Source organism: Hahella ganghwensis DSM 17046, from assembly GCF_000376785.1.
Taxonomy (GTDB): Bacteria; Pseudomonadota; Gammaproteobacteria; order Pseudomonadales; family Oleiphilaceae; genus Hahella; species Hahella ganghwensis.
On record NZ_AQXX01000115.1, the window covers coordinates 54,601 to 73,689 of the forward strand.

Annotated in this window: 11 protein-coding genes and 1 pseudogene; 9 read left to right on the forward strand and 3 right to left on the reverse strand. The window is 50.7% G+C overall.

Translation table 11 applies throughout. From position 1 onward, the window contains the following. Window positions 1-76 precede the first annotated feature (76 nt). Window positions 77-1,693 (reverse strand): MFS transporter, encoded by a 1,617-nt coding sequence (locus tag F566_RS0114100; RefSeq protein ID WP_020407644.1) that lies wholly within the window; start codon window positions 1,691-1,693, stop codon window positions 77-79. A gap of 551 nt (window positions 1,694-2,244) precedes the next feature. On the opposite strand from F566_RS0114100, the gene narL reads away from it, so the two are divergent. The 5 genes from narL to F566_RS0114130 all read left to right on the forward strand — a co-directional run bounded on the left by narL (window position 2,245) and on the right by F566_RS0114130 (window position 12,574). After that, on the forward strand, window positions 2,245-2,889 hold the full coding sequence (gene narL / locus F566_RS0114110) for a two-component system response regulator NarL (protein ID WP_020407647.1): 645 nt from the start codon (window positions 2,245-2,247) through the stop codon (window positions 2,887-2,889). Between the two features lie 104 nt (window positions 2,890-2,993). After that, a complete protein-coding gene (locus F566_RS0114115; RefSeq protein ID WP_051085337.1) occupies window positions 2,994-6,179 on the forward strand; it encodes a phosphorylase b kinase regulatory subunit alpha/beta in 3,186 nt (1,061 codons plus the stop codon). Window positions 6,180-6,228: 49 nt separating this feature from the next. Continuing rightward, entirely contained in the window at window positions 6,229-8,493 is a 2,265-nt protein-coding gene (gene glgB / locus F566_RS0114120; RefSeq protein ID WP_020407649.1) for a 1,4-alpha-glucan branching protein GlgB, read from the forward strand. Window positions 8,494-8,627: 134 nt separating this feature from the next. Further along, window positions 8,628-10,838, forward strand: a complete 2,211-nt coding sequence (locus F566_RS32925) for a glycogen debranching protein (protein ID WP_083921087.1) — start codon at window positions 8,628-8,630, stop codon at window positions 10,836-10,838. A gap of 77 nt (window positions 10,839-10,915) precedes the next feature. Next, on the forward strand, window positions 10,916-12,574 hold the full coding sequence (locus F566_RS0114130) for an alpha-D-glucose phosphate-specific phosphoglucomutase (RefSeq protein ID WP_020407651.1): 1,659 nt from the start codon (window positions 10,916-10,918) through the stop codon (window positions 12,572-12,574). Window positions 12,575-12,614: 40 nt separating this feature from the next. Here the strand turns inward: F566_RS0114130 and glgC are convergent, their stop codons facing one another. Further along, entirely contained in the window at window positions 12,615-13,898 is a 1,284-nt protein-coding gene (gene glgC, locus F566_RS0114135; protein ID WP_020407652.1) for a glucose-1-phosphate adenylyltransferase, read from the reverse strand. Window positions 13,899-14,172: 274 nt separating this feature from the next. Here glgC and glgA point away from each other — a divergent pair, with 274 nt between their 5' ends. Then, entirely contained in the window at window positions 14,173-15,630 is a 1,458-nt protein-coding gene (gene glgA, locus F566_RS0114140; protein WP_020407654.1) for a glycogen synthase GlgA, read from the forward strand. 19 nt (window positions 15,631-15,649) lie between these two features. Here glgA and F566_RS0114145 read toward each other — a convergent pair whose 3' ends face one another. Further along, window positions 15,650-16,198 carry a YbhB/YbcL family Raf kinase inhibitor-like protein gene (locus F566_RS0114145; protein WP_026180007.1) on the reverse strand — a complete coding sequence of 183 codons (549 nt, stop codon included), beginning with the start codon at window positions 16,196-16,198 and terminating at the stop codon, window positions 15,650-15,652. A gap of 774 nt (window positions 16,199-16,972) precedes the next feature. Between F566_RS0114145 and F566_RS38350 the strand changes: the two are divergent. The 3 genes and pseudogenes from F566_RS38350 to F566_RS0114155 all read left to right on the forward strand — a co-directional run. Next, window positions 16,973-17,926: pseudogene (locus F566_RS38350) on the forward strand (acyltransferase family protein); the annotation flags it as partial. Between the two features lie 78 nt (window positions 17,927-18,004). After that, window positions 18,005-18,814, forward strand: coding sequence for an SGNH hydrolase domain-containing protein (locus F566_RS38355; RefSeq protein ID WP_425402011.1), 810 nt, complete (start codon window positions 18,005-18,007; stop codon window positions 18,812-18,814). Between the two features lie 52 nt (window positions 18,815-18,866). Then, window positions 18,867-19,089 (forward strand): transposase (locus F566_RS0114155; protein ID WP_026179677.1); only part of this gene is annotated, 223 nt, incomplete at its 3' end.

The following is a 19,089-nucleotide window of genomic DNA, read 5'->3' on the forward strand; positions in this document are numbered from 1 at the left end:
GAAGGGCGCATCAAGTGTGAGCTGGAGGGAGAACACCTATTCTTCAATCCAGACTCAGGGTAGGTAGAAAGCTTGGCTAGGGGTTATAAAATTCACCATTTTTACGCAGGTAAAACACCCAGTTAATGACCATGCACAGGGCATAGAAGATCGCGAATCCGATAAAGGCATATTCCGGTGTAGCTGCCTTGATTTGTTCCCCAATGACTTTCGGGATATAGAAAGCCCCGTAGGCTGCCACCGCAGAGGTCCATCCCAGTACAGGGCCGGCCTGTTCTTTCGGGAAGACCATGGCAATGGTCCGGAAAGTGGAGCCATTCCCAATCCCACTGGCAGCAAAGAGCAGCAGGAACAGCACAAAGAAGGGAACAAAATAGTCTTCAGGGGTGGCAGAGGCGTAGGCCGCTTTCAGGTAATAGGCCACTGCAGCCGCGCAGACCACCATGATCAGCGAGCACACTTGAGTGACCAGAGCCCCGCCGATCTTGTCTGATACCCATCCTCCGACAGGACGAATCAGAGCGCCGATAAAGGGCCCCATCCAGGCATACATCAAGGCGCTGGGTCCGTTGGGGTTGATGGTATCGTGGGTCATCACGCCGCCAACCTCAATATGGCTGTAGCCGAAGATGACTTTGATGGCCAGGGCGAATGCGGCTGAAAACCCGATGAAGCTGCCGAATGTCATGGTGTAGATCAGGCTCATCACCCAGGTGTGACGGTTGCCGAAGATTCTATACTGACGGCTAAGGCTGGTGCCGATCTGGCCCGGGATTAACTTCAGCAAAAAGACGGTGGCAGCAATGACACCAACAAGGACGAGTTCCTTGGGAACGCCAAATCCAGAGCCATTGGCAGATTCCGGCAGCATCAACCAGAGACCAACCGTCGCGGTAAAGAAGCCGATCAGCAGCATGAAGGTGATTTTGGTGAAACTGCTAAGAGGGCCGCCGATATCGGGTGAAACCTCTTCTGTCCGTATATTGTTCATGCCAAACCAGCTGGCAAACGCCAGTGGCACCAGGAACAGCAGCCACAGAAAACCGGCGTTCTGAATCCAGGTTTCTGATCCGGCCGGAATTTTACCGATCAGGGTACCTGAAGAATTGACCAGGACCATCGGATCGCCACCCGCAGCGCCGAATGCGCCGAATGTCATGAACAGCGGCACCAGAATCTGCATGGTGGTGACGCCGAAATTACCCAGTCCCGCATTCAACCCCAGCGCCAGACCTTGCTGCTTCTTGGGAAAGAAGAAGCTGATGTTGGACATGGAAGAGGCAAAGTTACCGCCACCCAGGCCAGAGAGCAGTGCCAGGACCTGAAACACCCAAAGCGGGGTGTCTTTATTTTGTAGGGCAATCCCTGCGCCCAATGCTGGGATCATCAACAGAGAGGTGGTGAAGAAGATCGTGTTACGACCACCGCATAACCGGATAAAAAAGCTGCTGGGTATACGCAGAGTTGCTCCGGTCAGGCCGGCAATGGCCATCAGAGTAAAGAGTTCTGAGGCAGAAAAGGAAAAGCCCAGGTTGAGCATCTGGACGGTGATAATACCCCAGTACAGCCAGACAGCGAATCCGCATAACAAACTGGGAATGGATATCCAAAGATTGCGGTTGGCAATCTTTTTGCCGGAGCTGTCCCAGAAACTACTGTCTTCCGGGTTCCAGCCAGTGGTGATGTCAGCCATAAGCGTTACCTCTTGGCAATTGAAAGCGAAGGTCGTTCGTTGCCAAGGTAAAAAAGAGGAGGCCACTGCCACAATGCTCACTAAGGGGTATGGAGAGGAAGTGCTGAGTCAAACATTGTGATGGTTCTCTGCTGATTGTTGGTGTCACTTTCATTGACTCCCGTTGCACTATGAGGACCTGCTTTACCGTTTTTTCGGTAAAGTTTGGCTGGGAAAACGAGGCTGAAACCCTTTATCTGAAAGCGATGCAACGGATTGGCGTGGAGGACGGGGTTCTATTGTGGTGCTCGTCTATGCACGTGAAAAAAAGGAAGGCGCGTTGGAAACTTGAATTGCCAGACCCCTGGGATCTATCCCCAAAGGGGTATCCACAATTGCTCTCTTTTGCGTATGCTTTGGTTATCTTGTGGCAACAGGTATCCTTGTAAAACCTGATCTGGATCAATTCGAAAATTCACCTGAGCTAAGGCCATGCCATACTCTGAAGTGAATTGATTTATGCTCAACAGAGCCTAACAGGAAATGATGTAACCCCCGGGGAATGATAAGTAATGAATAAAGCAACGGTAATGTTAGTGGACGACCATCCCCTGTTTCGTAAAGGCATCCGTCAGTTGATTGAATTGGAGGATGAGCTTTCGATTGTGGCCGAAGCCAAGAATGGCGAGGAGGCGCTGGAACAAGCACGTGAACTGGAACCTGATCTGATTCTGTTGGATCTGAATATGCAGGGAATGGATGGTCTGGATACCTTGCGTATGCTCCGCACCAGTGGGGTGGATTCCCGTGTGATTATGCTGACGGTGTCCGACAATGAAGCGGATGTGGTGAACTGCTTTCGGGCTGGTGCTGACGGCTATCTGCTCAAAGATATGGAGCCGGAGGAAATCCTGGAAAAAATCAAACAGGCCACATTGGGCAAAATGGCGATCAGTGAGCGTTTGACGGAAATTCTGGCTGTAGCACTGCGCAAACCCGGTGATCGGGACGTTGACCCTTCCGCGTCACTGACCAGCCGTGAATATGAAATTCTGACCCGCATCGCCGAAGGGCACAGTAATAAAGTGATTGCCCGGGATCTGGATATTTCTGACGGCACCGTTAAGGTGCATGTGAAGCATATACTTAAGAAAATGGGCATGAAATCCCGGGTAGAGGCTGCGGTGTGGCTGGTCAATCGCCGCAGTGGAAGCTGAACGCCAGCAAGGCATCTCTGTTTCTGAGTCGTATTTAAAGTGGTGTATATTTTGTCAAGGTATTGCCTGATAATGATCTGAGTTCGGTGACGATTGGGCTCCTGATGAAACAAACCGCTTTTCTGGATCAACTGTATAACGACGTTAATTCAGTCATTTTGTCCCGCCAGCATCCGGTGACGGGACTCCTGCCAGCCAGCACCAGTGTGAATACCCATGGCGATTACACCGATGCCTGGGTACGTGACAACGTTTATTCCATCATTTGCGTCTGGGGATTGTCCCTGGCCTACCGTCATGAAGGTGACAGTATTCGCAGCGATCAGTTGGAGCAGGCCTGTATAAAACTGATGCGGGGACTGTTGCAGGCCATGATGCGGCAGGCTGCCAAAGTCGAACAGTTCAAGCAGACTCAGGATCGCCTGGATGCTTTACACGCCAAATATGACACGGCTTCCGGACTGGAAGTCGTGGCAGATGATGCCTGGGGCCATCTGCAGATCGATGCCACGTCTGTATATATGCTGATGCTGGCGCAAATGACGGCTTCGGGGTTTCGGATTGTCTGCACACTGAGCGAAGTCGATTTTATCCAGAATCTCGTTTATTACGTGTCCACCGCATACCGCGTCGCTGACTACGGGATCTGGGAGCGTGGAAATAAAATCAACAACGGCAAGACCGAGATCAATGCCAGTTCCGTAGGAATGGCTAAAGCGGCACTTCAGGCACTGGACGGGCTGAACCTGTTTGGCCAGGGGGCTGATCCGAGGGCCATTATACACACCATACCGGATGCTGTTTCCCGGGCCAGATCCACATTGGCGGCGCTGTTGCCACGTGAGTCATTGTCCAAAGAAGTCGATAGCGCCCTGTTAAGTATTATCGGGTATCCCGCATTCGCTGTAGGCGATCAGGCGCTGGTGCAGAAGACCCGTCAGGAAATCTTGTCCAAGCTGGAGGGGCGCTATGGCTGCAAACGCTTCCTTTGGGACGGTCATCAGACATTACTGGAAGACAGTAGTCGAATTCACTATGAGCATTCAGAGTTGGTGAATTTTGAACATGTTGAATCTGAATGGCCATTGTTTTTCACCTATCTTTATTTATCGTCACTCTTTGATGGCGATGCTGATGCCGCCGCACATTATCGTGAACGGCTTGAAGCGCTGACTGTCGACGTGGATGGGCACAAACTCCTGCCTGAACTCTATTATGTGCCTGAAGATAAAATCACCGCGGAAAAGCGGCGACCACATTCTCAGGAAAGAGTGCCGAATGAGAATATTCCGCTGGTCTGGGCGCAAAGTCTGTATCTGACCGGACGAATGTTGGACGAAGGATTGATCAGCGAAGACGATCTGGATCCTTTGCGAATGAGGCGCAGGGCTACACGTTATATTAATTCTGAAGTGGCGCTGGTGGTCCTGGCGGAAAATGATGATGTCAAAGCTCAGCTTTCGGATCAGGGCGTCATTGCTGAAACACTGGAAGATATTGGCCCGATTGCCGTGGTGTCGGCGACACATCTTGTGGAAGCCTATACACAGGTAGGTGCCAATGAAGCGCTGGGATTAAGCGGCCGGCCACGTCGGCGTCTGCAGAGCCTGGCGACCTCTCAAACCTATAGAATCAACCAGCAGATGGTCCTTTGTCTGTCCTGGTTGCAGAGTGAATATGGTGACTATCGTAAGTTTGATACCCAGTTGGTCGTCGAAAAAGTGAAGCGGGAAATCCGCCACATCCGCCAGCACTGGTACCACAATGAAGTGGCGGTATTTACTCTGATGATTGATCAGATGACCTGTATGGTACCTGATGTGGTGGAATTGTTTCAGGCATTAAGGGACATGCAGTTACGCAGCGAGCATGAACAGGTGGGCTATGCTTCCGCCAGTCTTGCGTATCGAGCCTCCAGGGTGAACAGTTTGACAATTCCGGGGCTGTGCATCGCCCCACTGGTGGCCCGCAGCCACCCACACCTGATTGAGACCTGCCAATTGGATACGGAAATGGCTACAGGTGAAGCTGAGACACTAATCCGGCGATTGATCAATAGCCATAACGAGCAGGATAACCTGCAAACTATCAAGGCCTATTTTCTGGCCGCGCCGCCAAAAACCGTTACCGAAAAAGATCAAGGCTCAGAGCCGGTTCGCGATAAAGGGCAGGTAACGCCGGAATCTCCTGAAGCCAAGCTGCAGATTACAGACCCTGTGCATCGGGAGTTGTTGAAGAGGCTATATCTGAACGCTCAATATCGCCAGCATTGGTCGGTTGCCAGATTTTGTTTTGGATTGCTGGATTATTCCCATGTCGGGCTGGCTGATTCATTGATCAACCTCAACGCCCGTCATATGTCAGTGACCATCGGGCAGGGAGTGTCCCCTGGGCTGTCACCGCTCAGTCCTCTGGCGGACGAGGCCATTACACAGGAAATTTCCCGCGATATCGCTGACCCTCTGGAAAAAGTATTGCTTCAGGAGCTTATCGTCACGCTGGGATCTCTGCTTCGGACTGAGGCTGAATTGTTTGATGGCTTAAGAACACTCCAACTGCGAAATCTGATTCTGGTATGTGCCGATCTCGCAGGGGATGATGACGCGGAGGTCCAGCAGGCGCTGGCGGAGTTGGCGAAACTTTCGCCATGTACACTCTATCATCGGGTACGCGATATTCTTCTGGCGCAGAAAGAGCACTTTTCCTATGGCGTCCGGCACAGCTTCAAAGTGGACGCCGGTGGCCATACGGATATCTATGAAGCCACCTCGCAACCCATTTCGGCTGTCGGGACAGACTGGTTGGAATGGCGTATTGCCAGGGGGATGCTAACGGGCTTTGACAGTACCTTTCTCAAATCCATCTGGCAGAGCCTGGCGCATGCTTCCAGTCTGGTATTCGGTGAGCAGGCCAGTCCGGACTCTGTTTTGGACTGTGATATGGTCAGAGGTTCCATGACACCGGGTGAGGAGAGTTTCGCCAAACTGCTCGATCAATTGTTGCAGCCTTTGCATCCGGCCTATTATAAAAGTACGGTGGTGGAAGCCTTGTATGCCTTTGCCGAATACTGCGTGGATTATCCGGCGAAGCGGTTCAAAGAACCGATAAACCTGAGTCTGCTGATAGAAAGAGCCGCTGAGTTGTATGTAAATGAGGAGGCGATGGAACAGGCGGAAGAGAGAAACCTCGACCTTATGATGCAGTTACCGCCACATCTGACACACATCTATTTCAAGAAAGCACTGGCCGGTTTAGATCAGGAAGACATGGATTCGGTGAAGGCAACCTAGGGTCAAAATGATCGAATATCAGACTCTTGCAAAATTGACAGGATAATCAATGAAGAATGATCGTCTGCAAGAACTTTTCAATGCACACTGCGCGCTCCCCTTTGATCTGCTGGGAATGCGCAAAAGCTCCATTAAGGGATTAACAAAAGGCTCGGCAAACGATTCAAAAGAAGATTCGGCAGGTAATTCAACCGCGGTCACCATTACCTGCTGGTTTCCAAACGCCCGCAGAGTGGAGGCGGTCAGTTGGCTGCCAATCTATGAGCCCGAGGAACGAGTCTGTCGGGACATGGAAAAAGTTCATGAGGATGGGCTTTTTCAAGTGATGGTTGAAAGCACGGACCCTCTGGTGGCTCAGTCCTCCCATTGTCGTTTTCGCGTGACCTATGACGATCAGACCTTCGATAAGCTCGATCCCTATCAGTTCAGTGAGCTGACGTTTCATGATTTCCATTATGATGCGGCCACTCTGTACCGGAATCAGGGGGCACACCTGACTTCCTCGGAGATTCAGGGGCAAATGGTGGAGGGGGTTCGTTTCGCGGTATACGCACCACATGCCCGCTCGGTCAGCGTGGTAGGGGATTTCAACCAGTGGGATGGTCGCGTGCATCCCATGGGGGCAAGCGGTGACGGTATCTGGCGGTTGTTTATCCCGGATGTAAAGTCTGGTGATCGCTATAAATTTGAAATTCGAAGCGCCCAGGGTGACCTTTTGCCCCATAAGATTGACCCCATGGCGTTCTCTATCGACCAGCATCCATCCTTTGCCTGTGTCGTTTACGATCATCAACAATACCAGTGGAACGATCAAAGGTGGCGGGAACAACCGCTCCCACCGGCACTGGAAGCGCCTCTCAATATCTATGAAGTCCACCTGGGGTCATGGAAATTTAAGGATGGTCGACCCATGTCCTATAGGGAGCTGGCGGAGGAACTGATTCCTTATATTCAGGAAATGGGGTATACCCACATTGAACTCCTGCCCATTTCCGAATACCCCTATGGTGCTTCCTGGGGTTACCAGCCGGTCGGGTTGTTCGCGCCGACCAGCCGCTACGGTACCCCGGATGATTTCAAGGCGTTTGTTGATGCCTGCCATCATGCCGGCATTGGGGTGATTCTGGACTGGGTGCCTGCGCATTTCCCCACGGACAGTCATGGGCTGTCGAATTTTGATGGCACGCCGTTATATGAATACCCGGATCCTCGCAAGGGCTGGCACCAGGAATGGAATTCACTGATTTATGACTATGGTCGTGAACATGTGTGCCAGTTCCTGATCAGTAATGCCCTTTACTGGTTTGATTGTTTTCACATTGATGGCATTCGCGTGGATGCCGTGGCTTCCATGTTGTATCTGGATTATTCCCGTAAAGACGGGGAGTGGGTTGCCAACCAGTTTGGTGGTAATCATAACCTGGAGGCTATCGCTTTCATTAAGCGGCTAAACGAAACGATCTACCTGAACTACCCGAAAGCCATGACCATCGCGGAAGAATCCACCGCCTATCCAGGGGTTTCCAAGCCAACATTTGAAGGCGGACTGGGGTTCGGATTCAAATGGAATATGGGCTGGATGAATGACAGCCTGCGTTATATGTCACGTGATCATATTTATCGCAAGTACCATCATAACGAACTGACGTTCGGGATGATGTATGCGTTTTCTGAACACTTTGTATTGCCTTTGTCTCATGATGAAGTTGTGCACGGGAAGCGATCATTGCTTTACAAAATGCCGGGTGATGAATGGCAGAAATTTGCCAATCTGCGAGCCTTCAGTGCCTACCTCTACGCTCATCCCGGCAAGATGCTGAACTTCATGGGAAGCGAAATTGCCCAGCCCAATGAGTGGGACTTCAACCGTCCGCTGTCATGGGAACTGCTGCAATATGAGCTACACCAGGGACAACAGAAAGTCATTCGTGATCTCAATCATCTGTATCGAAACGAGCCCTGCCTTTATGAGCAGGATTTTCACCCGGACGGTTTTCGCTGGTTGGCGCCGGATGACAGCGGCAACAGTGTGTTGTCCATGATTCGGTTTGCCAAGGATCCTGATCAGCACCTGATCATTGTCGTCAACATGACACCGACTCCACGGGAACATTACGCCATAGGCGTGCCGCAAAGTCGTCATTATCAGGTGATACTGAATACCGACTCGGAGTTTTACGGAGGCAGCAACTATCCGGTAGGAGATGACTTTCGGCCTGCCAGGAAACCTCTGCATCAACAACCTTATTCCATTGCACTGAATGTTCCGCCCTTATCGGCAGTGTTTTTGAAACCGTGCATCAGTCAGGAGTAAGTTCTGGGCCCCGAGGCCAAGTGATAGCGGGAGGATTAAGTGATAGCGGGAGGATTAAGTGATAGCGGTAGGGTTGAGTGATACAGGTAGGTTTGAGTAATAGAAATAGGGCAAAGTAATGGGAAGTCCCGGCTTTGAATAATCGTCTTCGAACGCCAAAACCGCCGCCGCTGGGAGCGACGCTTTCCGAGAGCGGTTGCCACTTTGCGCTTCACAGTAGCACGGCAAAGAAGGTCTCTCTGTGTTTGTTTCAGGCAGACGGAACTGAGCAGCGTCTTCCAATGAAGTATCGACACGGCGGACTTTGGTATACCCATGTCGAAGGGGTGAAGGAAAATCAGCAATACGGTTATCGTATCGAGCCATCTCCCGGTGCAGTAGGAAATCCACACAAGCTGTTGCTGGACCCCTATGCAATGGCCTTGAGCGGAAAGGTGACCTGGCATGAATCGTTGCGTTGGCAGGGAGATTGGGCATTAGTAGACAGCGCACCCCAAATGCCAAAATCAGTCGTGAAATCATTGTCGCCACTTGATACGGAAGCGATATCTTTACCGCCACAGGATCGGATCATTTATGAACTGCACGTCAAAGGTTTCACCCAACAACATCCCGAGGTGCCAGCCGAACATCGTGGTAAGTATCTGGGACTGGGACACCCTTCGGTAATCCGCTATCTACAGTCTCTTGGGGTAACCAGTTTACAACTGATGCCCTGCTTCAGCTTTATGGACGAACCCCGCCTGGTGGCTCAGGGGCTGGTGAACTATTGGGGCTATAACCCGGTTCACTTTTTTGTGCCGGACTGGCGTTATGCGGTACAGGACCCGGTAGAAGAGTTTCGTTGGATGGTGCAGCAACTCCACATGGCGGGGTTTGAAGTGATTCTGGATGTGGTCTACAACCACACCGGAGAAGGGGCGCTGGATGAGGGGATGATCTGCCTCAAGGGTATTGACGCCTGTTATTACCGCCAATCATCGAATCCTCAACAGCCGGGGGAGCAGCACACCGGTATCGTTATGGGCCAGCCGGATGCCGGAGATTCCACCGTCAGGGAATCGGCTGCAGGTCATTCCGAATTACAGGCCTCCGGCAGATATCTGAACTATTCAGGTTGTGGTAACAGTTTACAGACAGAGCACCCGACAGTGTTGCAACTGGTAATGGATTCCCTGCGGCATTGGGTGACCCACTATGGTGTCGATGGTTTTCGCTTTGATCTGGCTGCCAGCCTGATGCGGGAAGGGCCTGATCATATTGGCGGAAATACGGCATTGCTCCAGGCCTTGTCTCAGGACCCGCTGCTGCGTGACCGGGTACTGATCGCCGAGCCCTGGGACTTGGGGCCCAATGGTTATCAATTGGGAAGTTTTTCGGCTCAGTGGCTGGAGGTCAACGATCATTACCGGGATGACCTCCGTCGCTTTTGGCGGGGAGATCCGGCAGGGGTTGCCAGTCTCTGCACCCGGTTGATGGGGTCGCGGGATATTTTCGACAAGCAGTCCCGGTCCCAGGCCTGCAGTGTGAATCATATTACCTATCATGACGGCTTTACCCTGCAGGATCTGGTGTCCTATCGGCGTCGGCAGAACCAGGCCAATGGGGAGCAGGGACAGGATGGACATGCTCATAACCTGAGTTGCAATCATGGCGTGGAAGGGGAAACGACAGATAGCGAAATTCTCAGGAAGCGGGAGCAACACCAGAAAAATCTTTTAATGAGCCTGCTGATCTCCCGTGGGACGCCTCACCTGCTGGCGGGCGATGAATTCGGAAACAGTCAGCAGGGCAACAATAATGCCTACTGTCAGGATAACCCGACGTCCTGGTTGAATTGGCAGCAACTGACCTCCCGCCATTCCCTGGTCAGTTTTGTCCAGCAACTGATCCGATTCAGACAGACATTGTTTACTTTGAATGATCTGCAGATGCCGGATGAAGCCTTTCATGAAGTCATTGATCCGGATGGTGCTGATATTCATGGGCTGGAAACTCTGGATATTAACGACCATCTATGTTGGCTGGATCAATACGGTTATCCGATGCAAGCTCCAGAATGGCATAACCCGGAGCAAAGGTTTATTGGTCTGAAAGTTTCCAGACAGTCCGACGGAGGAGCGGATGATTGGCTATTATTGTTTAACGGCTCAACGAATAGAGTGGTGTTTTCTGGCGATAAGTTTCAGATGGAAAAATGGCGATTGGTTGTCTCTACCGCGCCTGCCGACACGAAGGTTGTCGAAGACGAAGACAGCCGCCGGCAGGACTCCCTCACGCAGGTTGTCGCTGCGGCGTTCAGCGTATCCCTGTGGCGAGGTGCTGAAAACCAGGAGTCCGTTTAATCCTGTAGCTTAGCAGGTTGTTTTCCAACAGCCTGTTAAGAGTGTCCAGGGACACATCCGACCTATAAGGGGGAAATATGTCTGTCAACATCACAAAAGTGGCTGCAGTGCCTTTTGAAGACCAGAAACCAGGCACATCAGGGTTACGTAAAAAGACCCGCCAATTTCAGCAAGCGGGTTATGTGGAGAATTTTGTTCAGGCGATTTTCAATACCCTGCCGGATAAAAAAGGCGCGAAACTGGTGGTCGGTGGAGATGGTCGCTACTTTAACCGGGAAGCGATCCAGACAATTATCCGCGTCGCCGTTGCCAATGGATTTGGTGAAATCATTGTTGGCCAGCATGGTTTTCTGTCAACGCCAGCCGCTTCCTGTCTGATTCGAAAATATCAGACGATGGGCGGCATTGTTTTGTCAGCTTCTCATAATCCTGGTGGTCCAGAGGAAGATTTCGGACTCAAGTTCAATGCCGCCAACGGTGGCCCCGCCGCAGAATCCTTGACCAATGCAATTTATGCCGCCTCCAAGGAAATTGATCATTATCACATCATAGAAAGTGCTGATATTGATCTGGATACCTTGGGTGATATTCATATCGGCGATACATTGGTACGTATTATCGACCCGGTAGCTGATTACACTGCTCTGATGCGCAGTATCTTCGATTTTGAAAAGATCAGGGTGCTGCTTCGTTCTGAAGATTTCCGGTTTTGTTTTGACGCCATGTCGGCGATTACCGGTATCTATGCCAAAGCCATCTTTGAGGAGGAACTGGGTGCTCCCCGGGGAACGGTGATTCATGGTACGCCACTGGAAGATTTTGGTGGCCATCATCCGGATCCGAATCTGGCCCATGCTAAAGAACTTGTGTCGCGAATGTTCTCAGAGGCCGGGCCGGATTTCGGCGCTGCGTCAGATGGAGACGGCGACCGCAATATGGTGCTGGGACGACAGTTTTATGTGACCCCCAGCGACAGTGTGGCAGTAATTGCCGCCAATGCGCGTTTGATTCCAGGTTATCAGGAAGGGCTTCGAGGTGTTGCCCGTTCCATGCCGACCTCGGCCGCAATGGATGCCGTGGCGAAAACGCTGGACATTCCTTGTTATGAAACACCGACAGGCTGGAAATTCTTTGGCAACCTGCTGGATGCGGGGAGAATCACCCTATGCGGTGAGGAAAGCTTTGGTACCGGGTCAGACCATGTCAGGGAAAAGGATGGGGTTTGGGCGGTATTGTGCTGGCTGAGTATTCTGGCTGAGCGGAAGCAGCCGGTTGCAGACATCGTCAGGGAGCATTGGGCGGTATACGGCAGGAACTTTTATACCCGTCATGATTTTGAAGGTATCTCCAGCGAGGATGGCGCCGCCATCATGAATCACCTGCGGGGACAGATTGCAGATTCCGGAAAAGTCTCCGACTGGCTGGAAGAGCAGGGGATCGCACTTGATCTGGCCACATGCGATGACTTTTCCTATACCGATCCAGTAGATGGCTCCATCAGCGAACAACAGGGTATTCGTCTTCAATTTGTGGATGGTTCACGTATCATCTATCGTTTGTCTGGCACCGGTACTGTGGGTGCAACGCTGAGGGTTTACATCGAGAAGCCGGTAAGAGATGTGGCCGGACAGGATGCGGACACTCAGGAAACTCTGGGCGAATTGATTTCCCTGTCACGTCAGTTTGCGCAGATTACGGCTATCAGTGGGAGGGAAGAACCCTCGGTGATTACCTGAGGGCGCAACCATGTGCGCCCTGGCTTTGGAAAAGCCACCCTTATTGCGCTGCGAGTTTCTCAAGCATGTTCGGTGTGACGAGGACAATGCCGTCTTCGCTACGGTAAAACCGCTGGGCATCCTGTTCGGCGTCTTCCCCAATCACCGTGCCTTGGGGGACATGACAATGACCGTCCAGCACAACACGGTGCAAACGGCAATGACGGCCAATATCACAATTCGGCAGAATGACGGACTCATTCACGCTGGCATAGGAATTCACCCGCACGTTATTGAACAGAATGCTCTGGGTAACGGTACCGCCTGAGACGACACAACCGGCAGAGACGACAGAGTTGAGCGCACTGCCGACACGATAATCCTGATTATGATTGAACTTGGCGGCAGGGCGTTGGTAGTGCATGGTACGAATCGGCCAGGAATCATCGTAAAGATCAAGTCTTGGAATCAGACGGGTGAGATCCATGTTGGCTTCCCAATAGGCGGTCAATGTGCCGACATCGCGCCAATAGGGTTCGTGAGGGTATTCTGAATTGGCAATGCAGCTTTTCTCGAATTGATGGGCTTTGCATATACCGTTACCGATCATGGAGGGAATAATGTCCTTGCCGAAATCATGACTGGATTCAGGGGATTCGGCGTCCTTCTTCAGCTTGTCGGTGATTTGCTGGGCATTGAATATATAGATGCCCATGCTGGCCAGACATTTTCCGGGTTTACCAGGAATTTCGGGAGGATCTTTGGGCTTCTCTACAAAGCTGACAATGTTGTCGTCATTATCCACTCCCATGATGCCGAAACCTTTGGCTTCTTCCCGTTCGACTTCAATGCAGGCCACCGTCAGATCCGCGCCTGACTCAATGTGCTCACGCAGCATCAGGCTGTAATCCTGTTTATAGACGTGGTCTCCAGCCAGAATCAGAATATATTCCAGACCCAGAGGCCTGATCAGCGCCAGATTCTGATAGACCGCATCGGCGGTTCCCTGATACCAGGCGTGTTCTTCCGTTTGCTGTTGGGCAGGCCAGAGTTCGATAAACTCATTGAAATCCGGTCGCAGAAAATTCCACCCTCGCTGAACATGTTGATTAAGGGTGTGAGAGCGATATTGCGTTAACACGGCGATACGTCTGACGCCGCTGTTGACACAATTGGATAGCGGGAAATCGATGATCTTGAATTTTCCGGCGATGGGGACCGCGGGCTTGGATCGGTGATCGGTCAACTGCATGAGCCGTGAGCCTCTGCCGCCGGCCAGAATCAGGGCCAGGGTTTTGCTCAGAGCATAATTGAGGTCGGTACTCGTTTCAGCTTTCTTATTCATTGTCGCTCTCCATCGGGATTCTTTCCAGTGGGGCTCTTTCCATAGGGGACTTTCTCCATAGGGGGGGCTTCATCGGAGCATTCTCCAAACAGGCAGGGCTCGCGCCTCTCGGCAAGGCAAGGTCGACACATGCTGGCATGCACCGGGAAATCCTTGATTCCGGCAAATGTCCTGTTCAGTTTGACGGTAGGTTCGGTTAGAGTTCTTGTCTTGAGTAAGACAATCCGGTCTTAACAAGCATTGATACGCGTCCACCGTCCGGGATAAGACATCTATGAAAGTTCTCATCGTTGCGTCAGAAGTGTTTCCTCTCATCAAGACAGGGGGGCTTGCCGATGTGGCGGGTACACTGCCAAAAGCCCTGATTGCGAAGGGCTGTGACGCAAGGATCATGTTGCCTGCCTATCCAGGCATCGTAGATAAGTTGGTCGATGTCAAACAGGGGCCAAACTTGGGTGACCCTTACGGTTTTGGCGAGGTACGTCTGCTCACCGGTAAGTCTCCTGAAAATAGCACACCTTTTTGGCTGGTGGATAGTCCACATTTGTTTAACCGTCCCGGCGGTCCATATCTCAATGACCAGGGGCGCGATCATCATGACAATCACCGGCGTTTTGCCATCCTGTCCTGGGCGGCAGCCATGTTAGCGCAACATGGACAGCTCATGGGCTGGCAGCCGGATATCGTAAACACCAATGACTGGCAAACCGGGTTGGTGCCGGCGTATCTGAGAACCTGGAAACAGAGGCATCCGCCGGTGGTGTTTACGATTCACAATCTCCAGTTCACCGGGATGTTCAGCTATCAGCAGTACCTGGAACTTGGGTTGCCAGAGACCGAATATCGACTGGAAGGCATGGAATACTATGGACACTTTTCCATGCTGAAGGCAGCCATTCAGTATAGCGATGCCATTACCACAGTAAGCCCCACATATGCCCGGGAAATCCAGACGCCCGGATTCGGCTGTGGGTTGGATGGACTGTTGAGAGAAAAGGCCGACCACCTGAGCGGTATCCTCAATGGCGTCGACTACGGCCTATGGTCGCCAGAAGAAGATACGCTGCTCGAAGCACCATATTCAGTCAAGTCTCTTGGCGGCAAGACAAAGAACAAAAAGGCACTACAAAAGCGCTGTGGCCTGGAAATCACTCACAAAAAGCCTCTCTTCGGTATCGTTAGTCGACTAAGCGAACAAAAGGGACTGGATCTGGTGCACCGAATCATCCCTGCTTTTGTCGAAAAGGGAGCTCAGTTTGTCCTGCTGGGATCCGGAGACCCCTATTTTGAAGGCGAGTTTAAAGCTTTAGCAGCGAATCACCCGGATCAGGTATCAGTGACTATCGGCTATAACGAGCCTTATTCACACCTGATCCAGGCGGCCTGTGATTTCTTCCTCGTTCCCTCCCGCTTCGAACCCTGCGGCCTGACGCAACTCTATGCGCTGCGCTACGGCACCCTTCCCATCGTCCGCGCCACCGGCGGCCTCGCCGACTCCGTCTGGGAAGGCGGCCCGGATCGCCCACAAACCGGTTTTGTGTTCTACCATTCCCATGTGGATGACCTGAGCTACGCCATGGATCGGGCCATGACCTTATTTTCCAGTCCCAAACTACTTCGACAGGTTCGCCAGAATGCCATGGGACAGGATTTTAGCTGGGACAGATCCGCTCAGGAGTATCTGGGATTGTATGAGCGGTTGTTGGGACGCTCCCTAAGTGTTTTAGAATGAGGATTCATTGTGCCGTTGCTTACCGAGGCCCGGCCAGCAACGTCAGGCTGCTTTTGGCCAGCTCATGCTGCCAGATAAAAAAGCCGACCAGAGCTGGCGTGGCACCTTCCTCGACAGGCAGTTTATCCACGCTCAGGGCATGAACCGTCCATTGATAACGATGTTGACGGCCCTCAGGTGGACAAGGACCAAAGAAACCAGGCGCTCCCAAATCTGTATTCGACTCTATAGCGCCTTTCGGTAACACGCCGCCATCTTTACCACCGGGAAGAGAATTGGTATCTGCGGGCAGGTTATAGACCACCCTGTGCCAGAACCCCGAACCGGTTGGGGCATCCAGATCATAAAACGTCACCGCAAAACTCTTGGTACCCTCCGGAACATTCTCCCACTCAAGGGTCGGTGCCAGGTTCTCCCCACTGCAACCAAACTGATTCCAGTAATACTCGGCCGGTATTGTTGAGCGCGCTGGCAGATCGCTTTTCAGCAATAACTCGTTCGCCATGGCGGGGGCTTGTGCGGTCAATAAGCTCAGTCCCAGTAAATATCCCGTACTGCGTTTCATCATATAGCCTCATAGATTTGATGTTAGGTGAGATGTAAATACTTGAGGTCATGTTATTGGAAAATGAGCGGAGGATAATCGGGCTTCTATTAGTATAACTTTCAAAATATTTTTGAAATATGTGAGGAAAAGCGATGGAGAGAGTAGGGGATTCAGACCTTGTTGAAGAATGAAAGACTTTTAAACATAGAGCGACAGCATAAGATTACAGCTAACGAATGCACCGTATTGTGACTGTAAAAATTTTGCGAAAGTTCTCCAGAAATCAGGGAAATTGAATAAAGGCGAATATGCATGCGCGTAGTTATCAAAATGGATAGGTTGGAGCCTGAGTCTATTTTGGCGATAATTCGTACTCTGCGATTATGCTAACCAATATCATTTATGCGATTGAACCAAGATCTGCGATTTAAAAAAGCTTGTTCTCCGTCAATAACAACATCAGCATCTTGCATACCGACATAAAATCGAGAGAAAATCCAACCGAACTCAAGCAAGTTTTTTATCTATATTGAAAAATTTCATGGGAATCAACGATATATGGCGTGATTGATTGATAAGTGGACAACGTGTTGTTAAAAACAATATCTAACTAAGTGAATAGGTGACGTTCTGAATTGCATTTGACAAAGATGCGGCACGAAACCTGGGTAAAACGTAATAATGTAACAACCAGCAGGGTACTTAGCCGACCCGTCATAGGTAAATTTTTCCAATTATACTCCCGCCAGCCAACAAAATAAGGCCAATAGTTTGTCGAGCAACCAAGATCTTCTAGTGCATCCCAAGTATCGTCCTGACATTGATGGAATCCGTGCCATTGCCATCCTGTCAGTTATTGCTTTTCATGCCTTTCCGGAATGGTTCCCGGGTGGATTTATAGGGGTAGATATCTTTTTTGTTATCTCAGGTTTCTTGATATCTACCATCATAATTGGAAGTCTCAATAGCGAAAGCTTTAGTTTTACCAACTTCTATGTCCGCCGAATTAGGCGCATCTTTCCTGCTCTGCTGATTGTATTGATTGCGGCGATGGTTTTAGGTTGGTTCTACCTACTGGCTGATGAATATGCGCATCTCGGCAAGCACACCGCCAGCGCTGCTGGATTTGTTGTTAATTTCGCTCTCTGGGGGGAAAGCGGGTACTTTGATACTGCATCTGAAACCAAGCCATTGCTACATCTATGGTCACTTGGTATCGAAGAGCAGTTCTATATTATATTCCCACTGATTCTGTGGGCTGCATACAGAGTCAGAATCAATCTTCTATTAGTGACAGCGGTGCTCACATTGGTATCGTTTGGGTTGAATATTGCAGAGACAAATCCAGTTGCCGATTTTTACTCCCCTCTGACGAGGTTCTGGGAGCTGATGGTTGGTGCTATGCTTGCTGCTTTCTCAAGCGGGCGTATAAAACACTATCAACACCTAAGCGCTGCAGGGGTTGTTTTAATTGCTGCAGCGCTAGTGTTACTCTCCAAGCAAAATACATTTCCTGGATGGTGGGCGCTTCTTCCTGTTCTCGGTGCGGCATTTCTAATTGCGGCTGGCCCAAAGTCTGCCATAAATCTTGTTGTGCTATCGAATCCAACTTTGGTTTGGATTGGTCTCATAAGCTACCCGCTGTATCTCTGGCATTGGGTACTGCTGTCATTTGCCCGTATTGTTGAGGTGGCTACACCGGCCTTGGAGATACGTGCAATGATAGTAATGGTATCTTTCTTATTGGCATGGTTGACTTGGCGTTTTATTGAGCAGCCATTGAGAGTTGGTGTTAGCCGCATAAAAACAATTAGCCTTGTAATTGCAATGGTCATTGTAGGATCTAGTGGATATTTGGCCTATTGGTCCGATGGGTATCCTTGGCGGTCCAATCAGGTTGAATATCAAACCTTTGAACCACAATTTGCACACTGGGATTATAAGAAAAACGAGACCTGCACCAAAGATTACACCAAGGATCAGCTCAGCTTCCTTATTTTCTGCGTAGCGAATAGCGATAGTCCAGAATTGATTCTCTTCGGCGATAGTCATGCGAATCACCTGTATCCTGGACTACTGCATGCATACGGTGATGGTACAGGGGTCCTTTCAGTTGGTAACGGCACCCCGTTAGATGGGGTGCATGTTAGGTTTGACAAACCAACTGATCATCCCTGGATTAATGGGGACAAATCCTATGATCTAGTGCTACACCGTATCCTCACATCTAAAACGATTAAAACAGTCATCTATGCTGCTCATTGGGAGGGACCGATCCATGGGCGCTTTGTGCTTGAGGAACATCGCCTCAGAGTTGGTGATGTTCACCTCAGTCGCAATGGGATGGCAGAAGATAATAAAGCAATATTTAAACTTGGATTTGAAAAAACTCTGGAGACCCTGCTAGATTCTGGCAAGAATGTTGTAGTTGTGATCGATACTCCTGAAGTCATGGTCAATCCGAGGAAATGTTTGCGGGATCTTAAATCCGAAACGCTTTGTTCGTTTAGTAAGAAATCTGTGATGGATCGACAGGAATATTCACGTGCTTTTATTGCTGAGATGAAGGCTAAATACCCGCAGATAAAAGTTTTCGATCCGGTTCCAATCGTTTGCCCAACGGATGACGTGGCCTAATAGAACAGACCAACCCAGTTAAGGATAATACCCCTAACTAGAGATGAAGAAATTGACCACACGAAAGAAGTACTCAAAAGAATTTAAATTGGATGCCATCAGCCTGGTTCTGGATCAAGGCTACAGTCAAACCGATGCTGCTCGAAGCCTTGGGATTACCCCCAATATGCTGGGCCGCTGGATAAGGGAACATCGCAGAGATGACGGCCAGGCTTTTCGAGGCAATGGGAAGCTAACTCCCGAGCAGGAGGAGATCAGAAGGCTCAAGGCCCAGG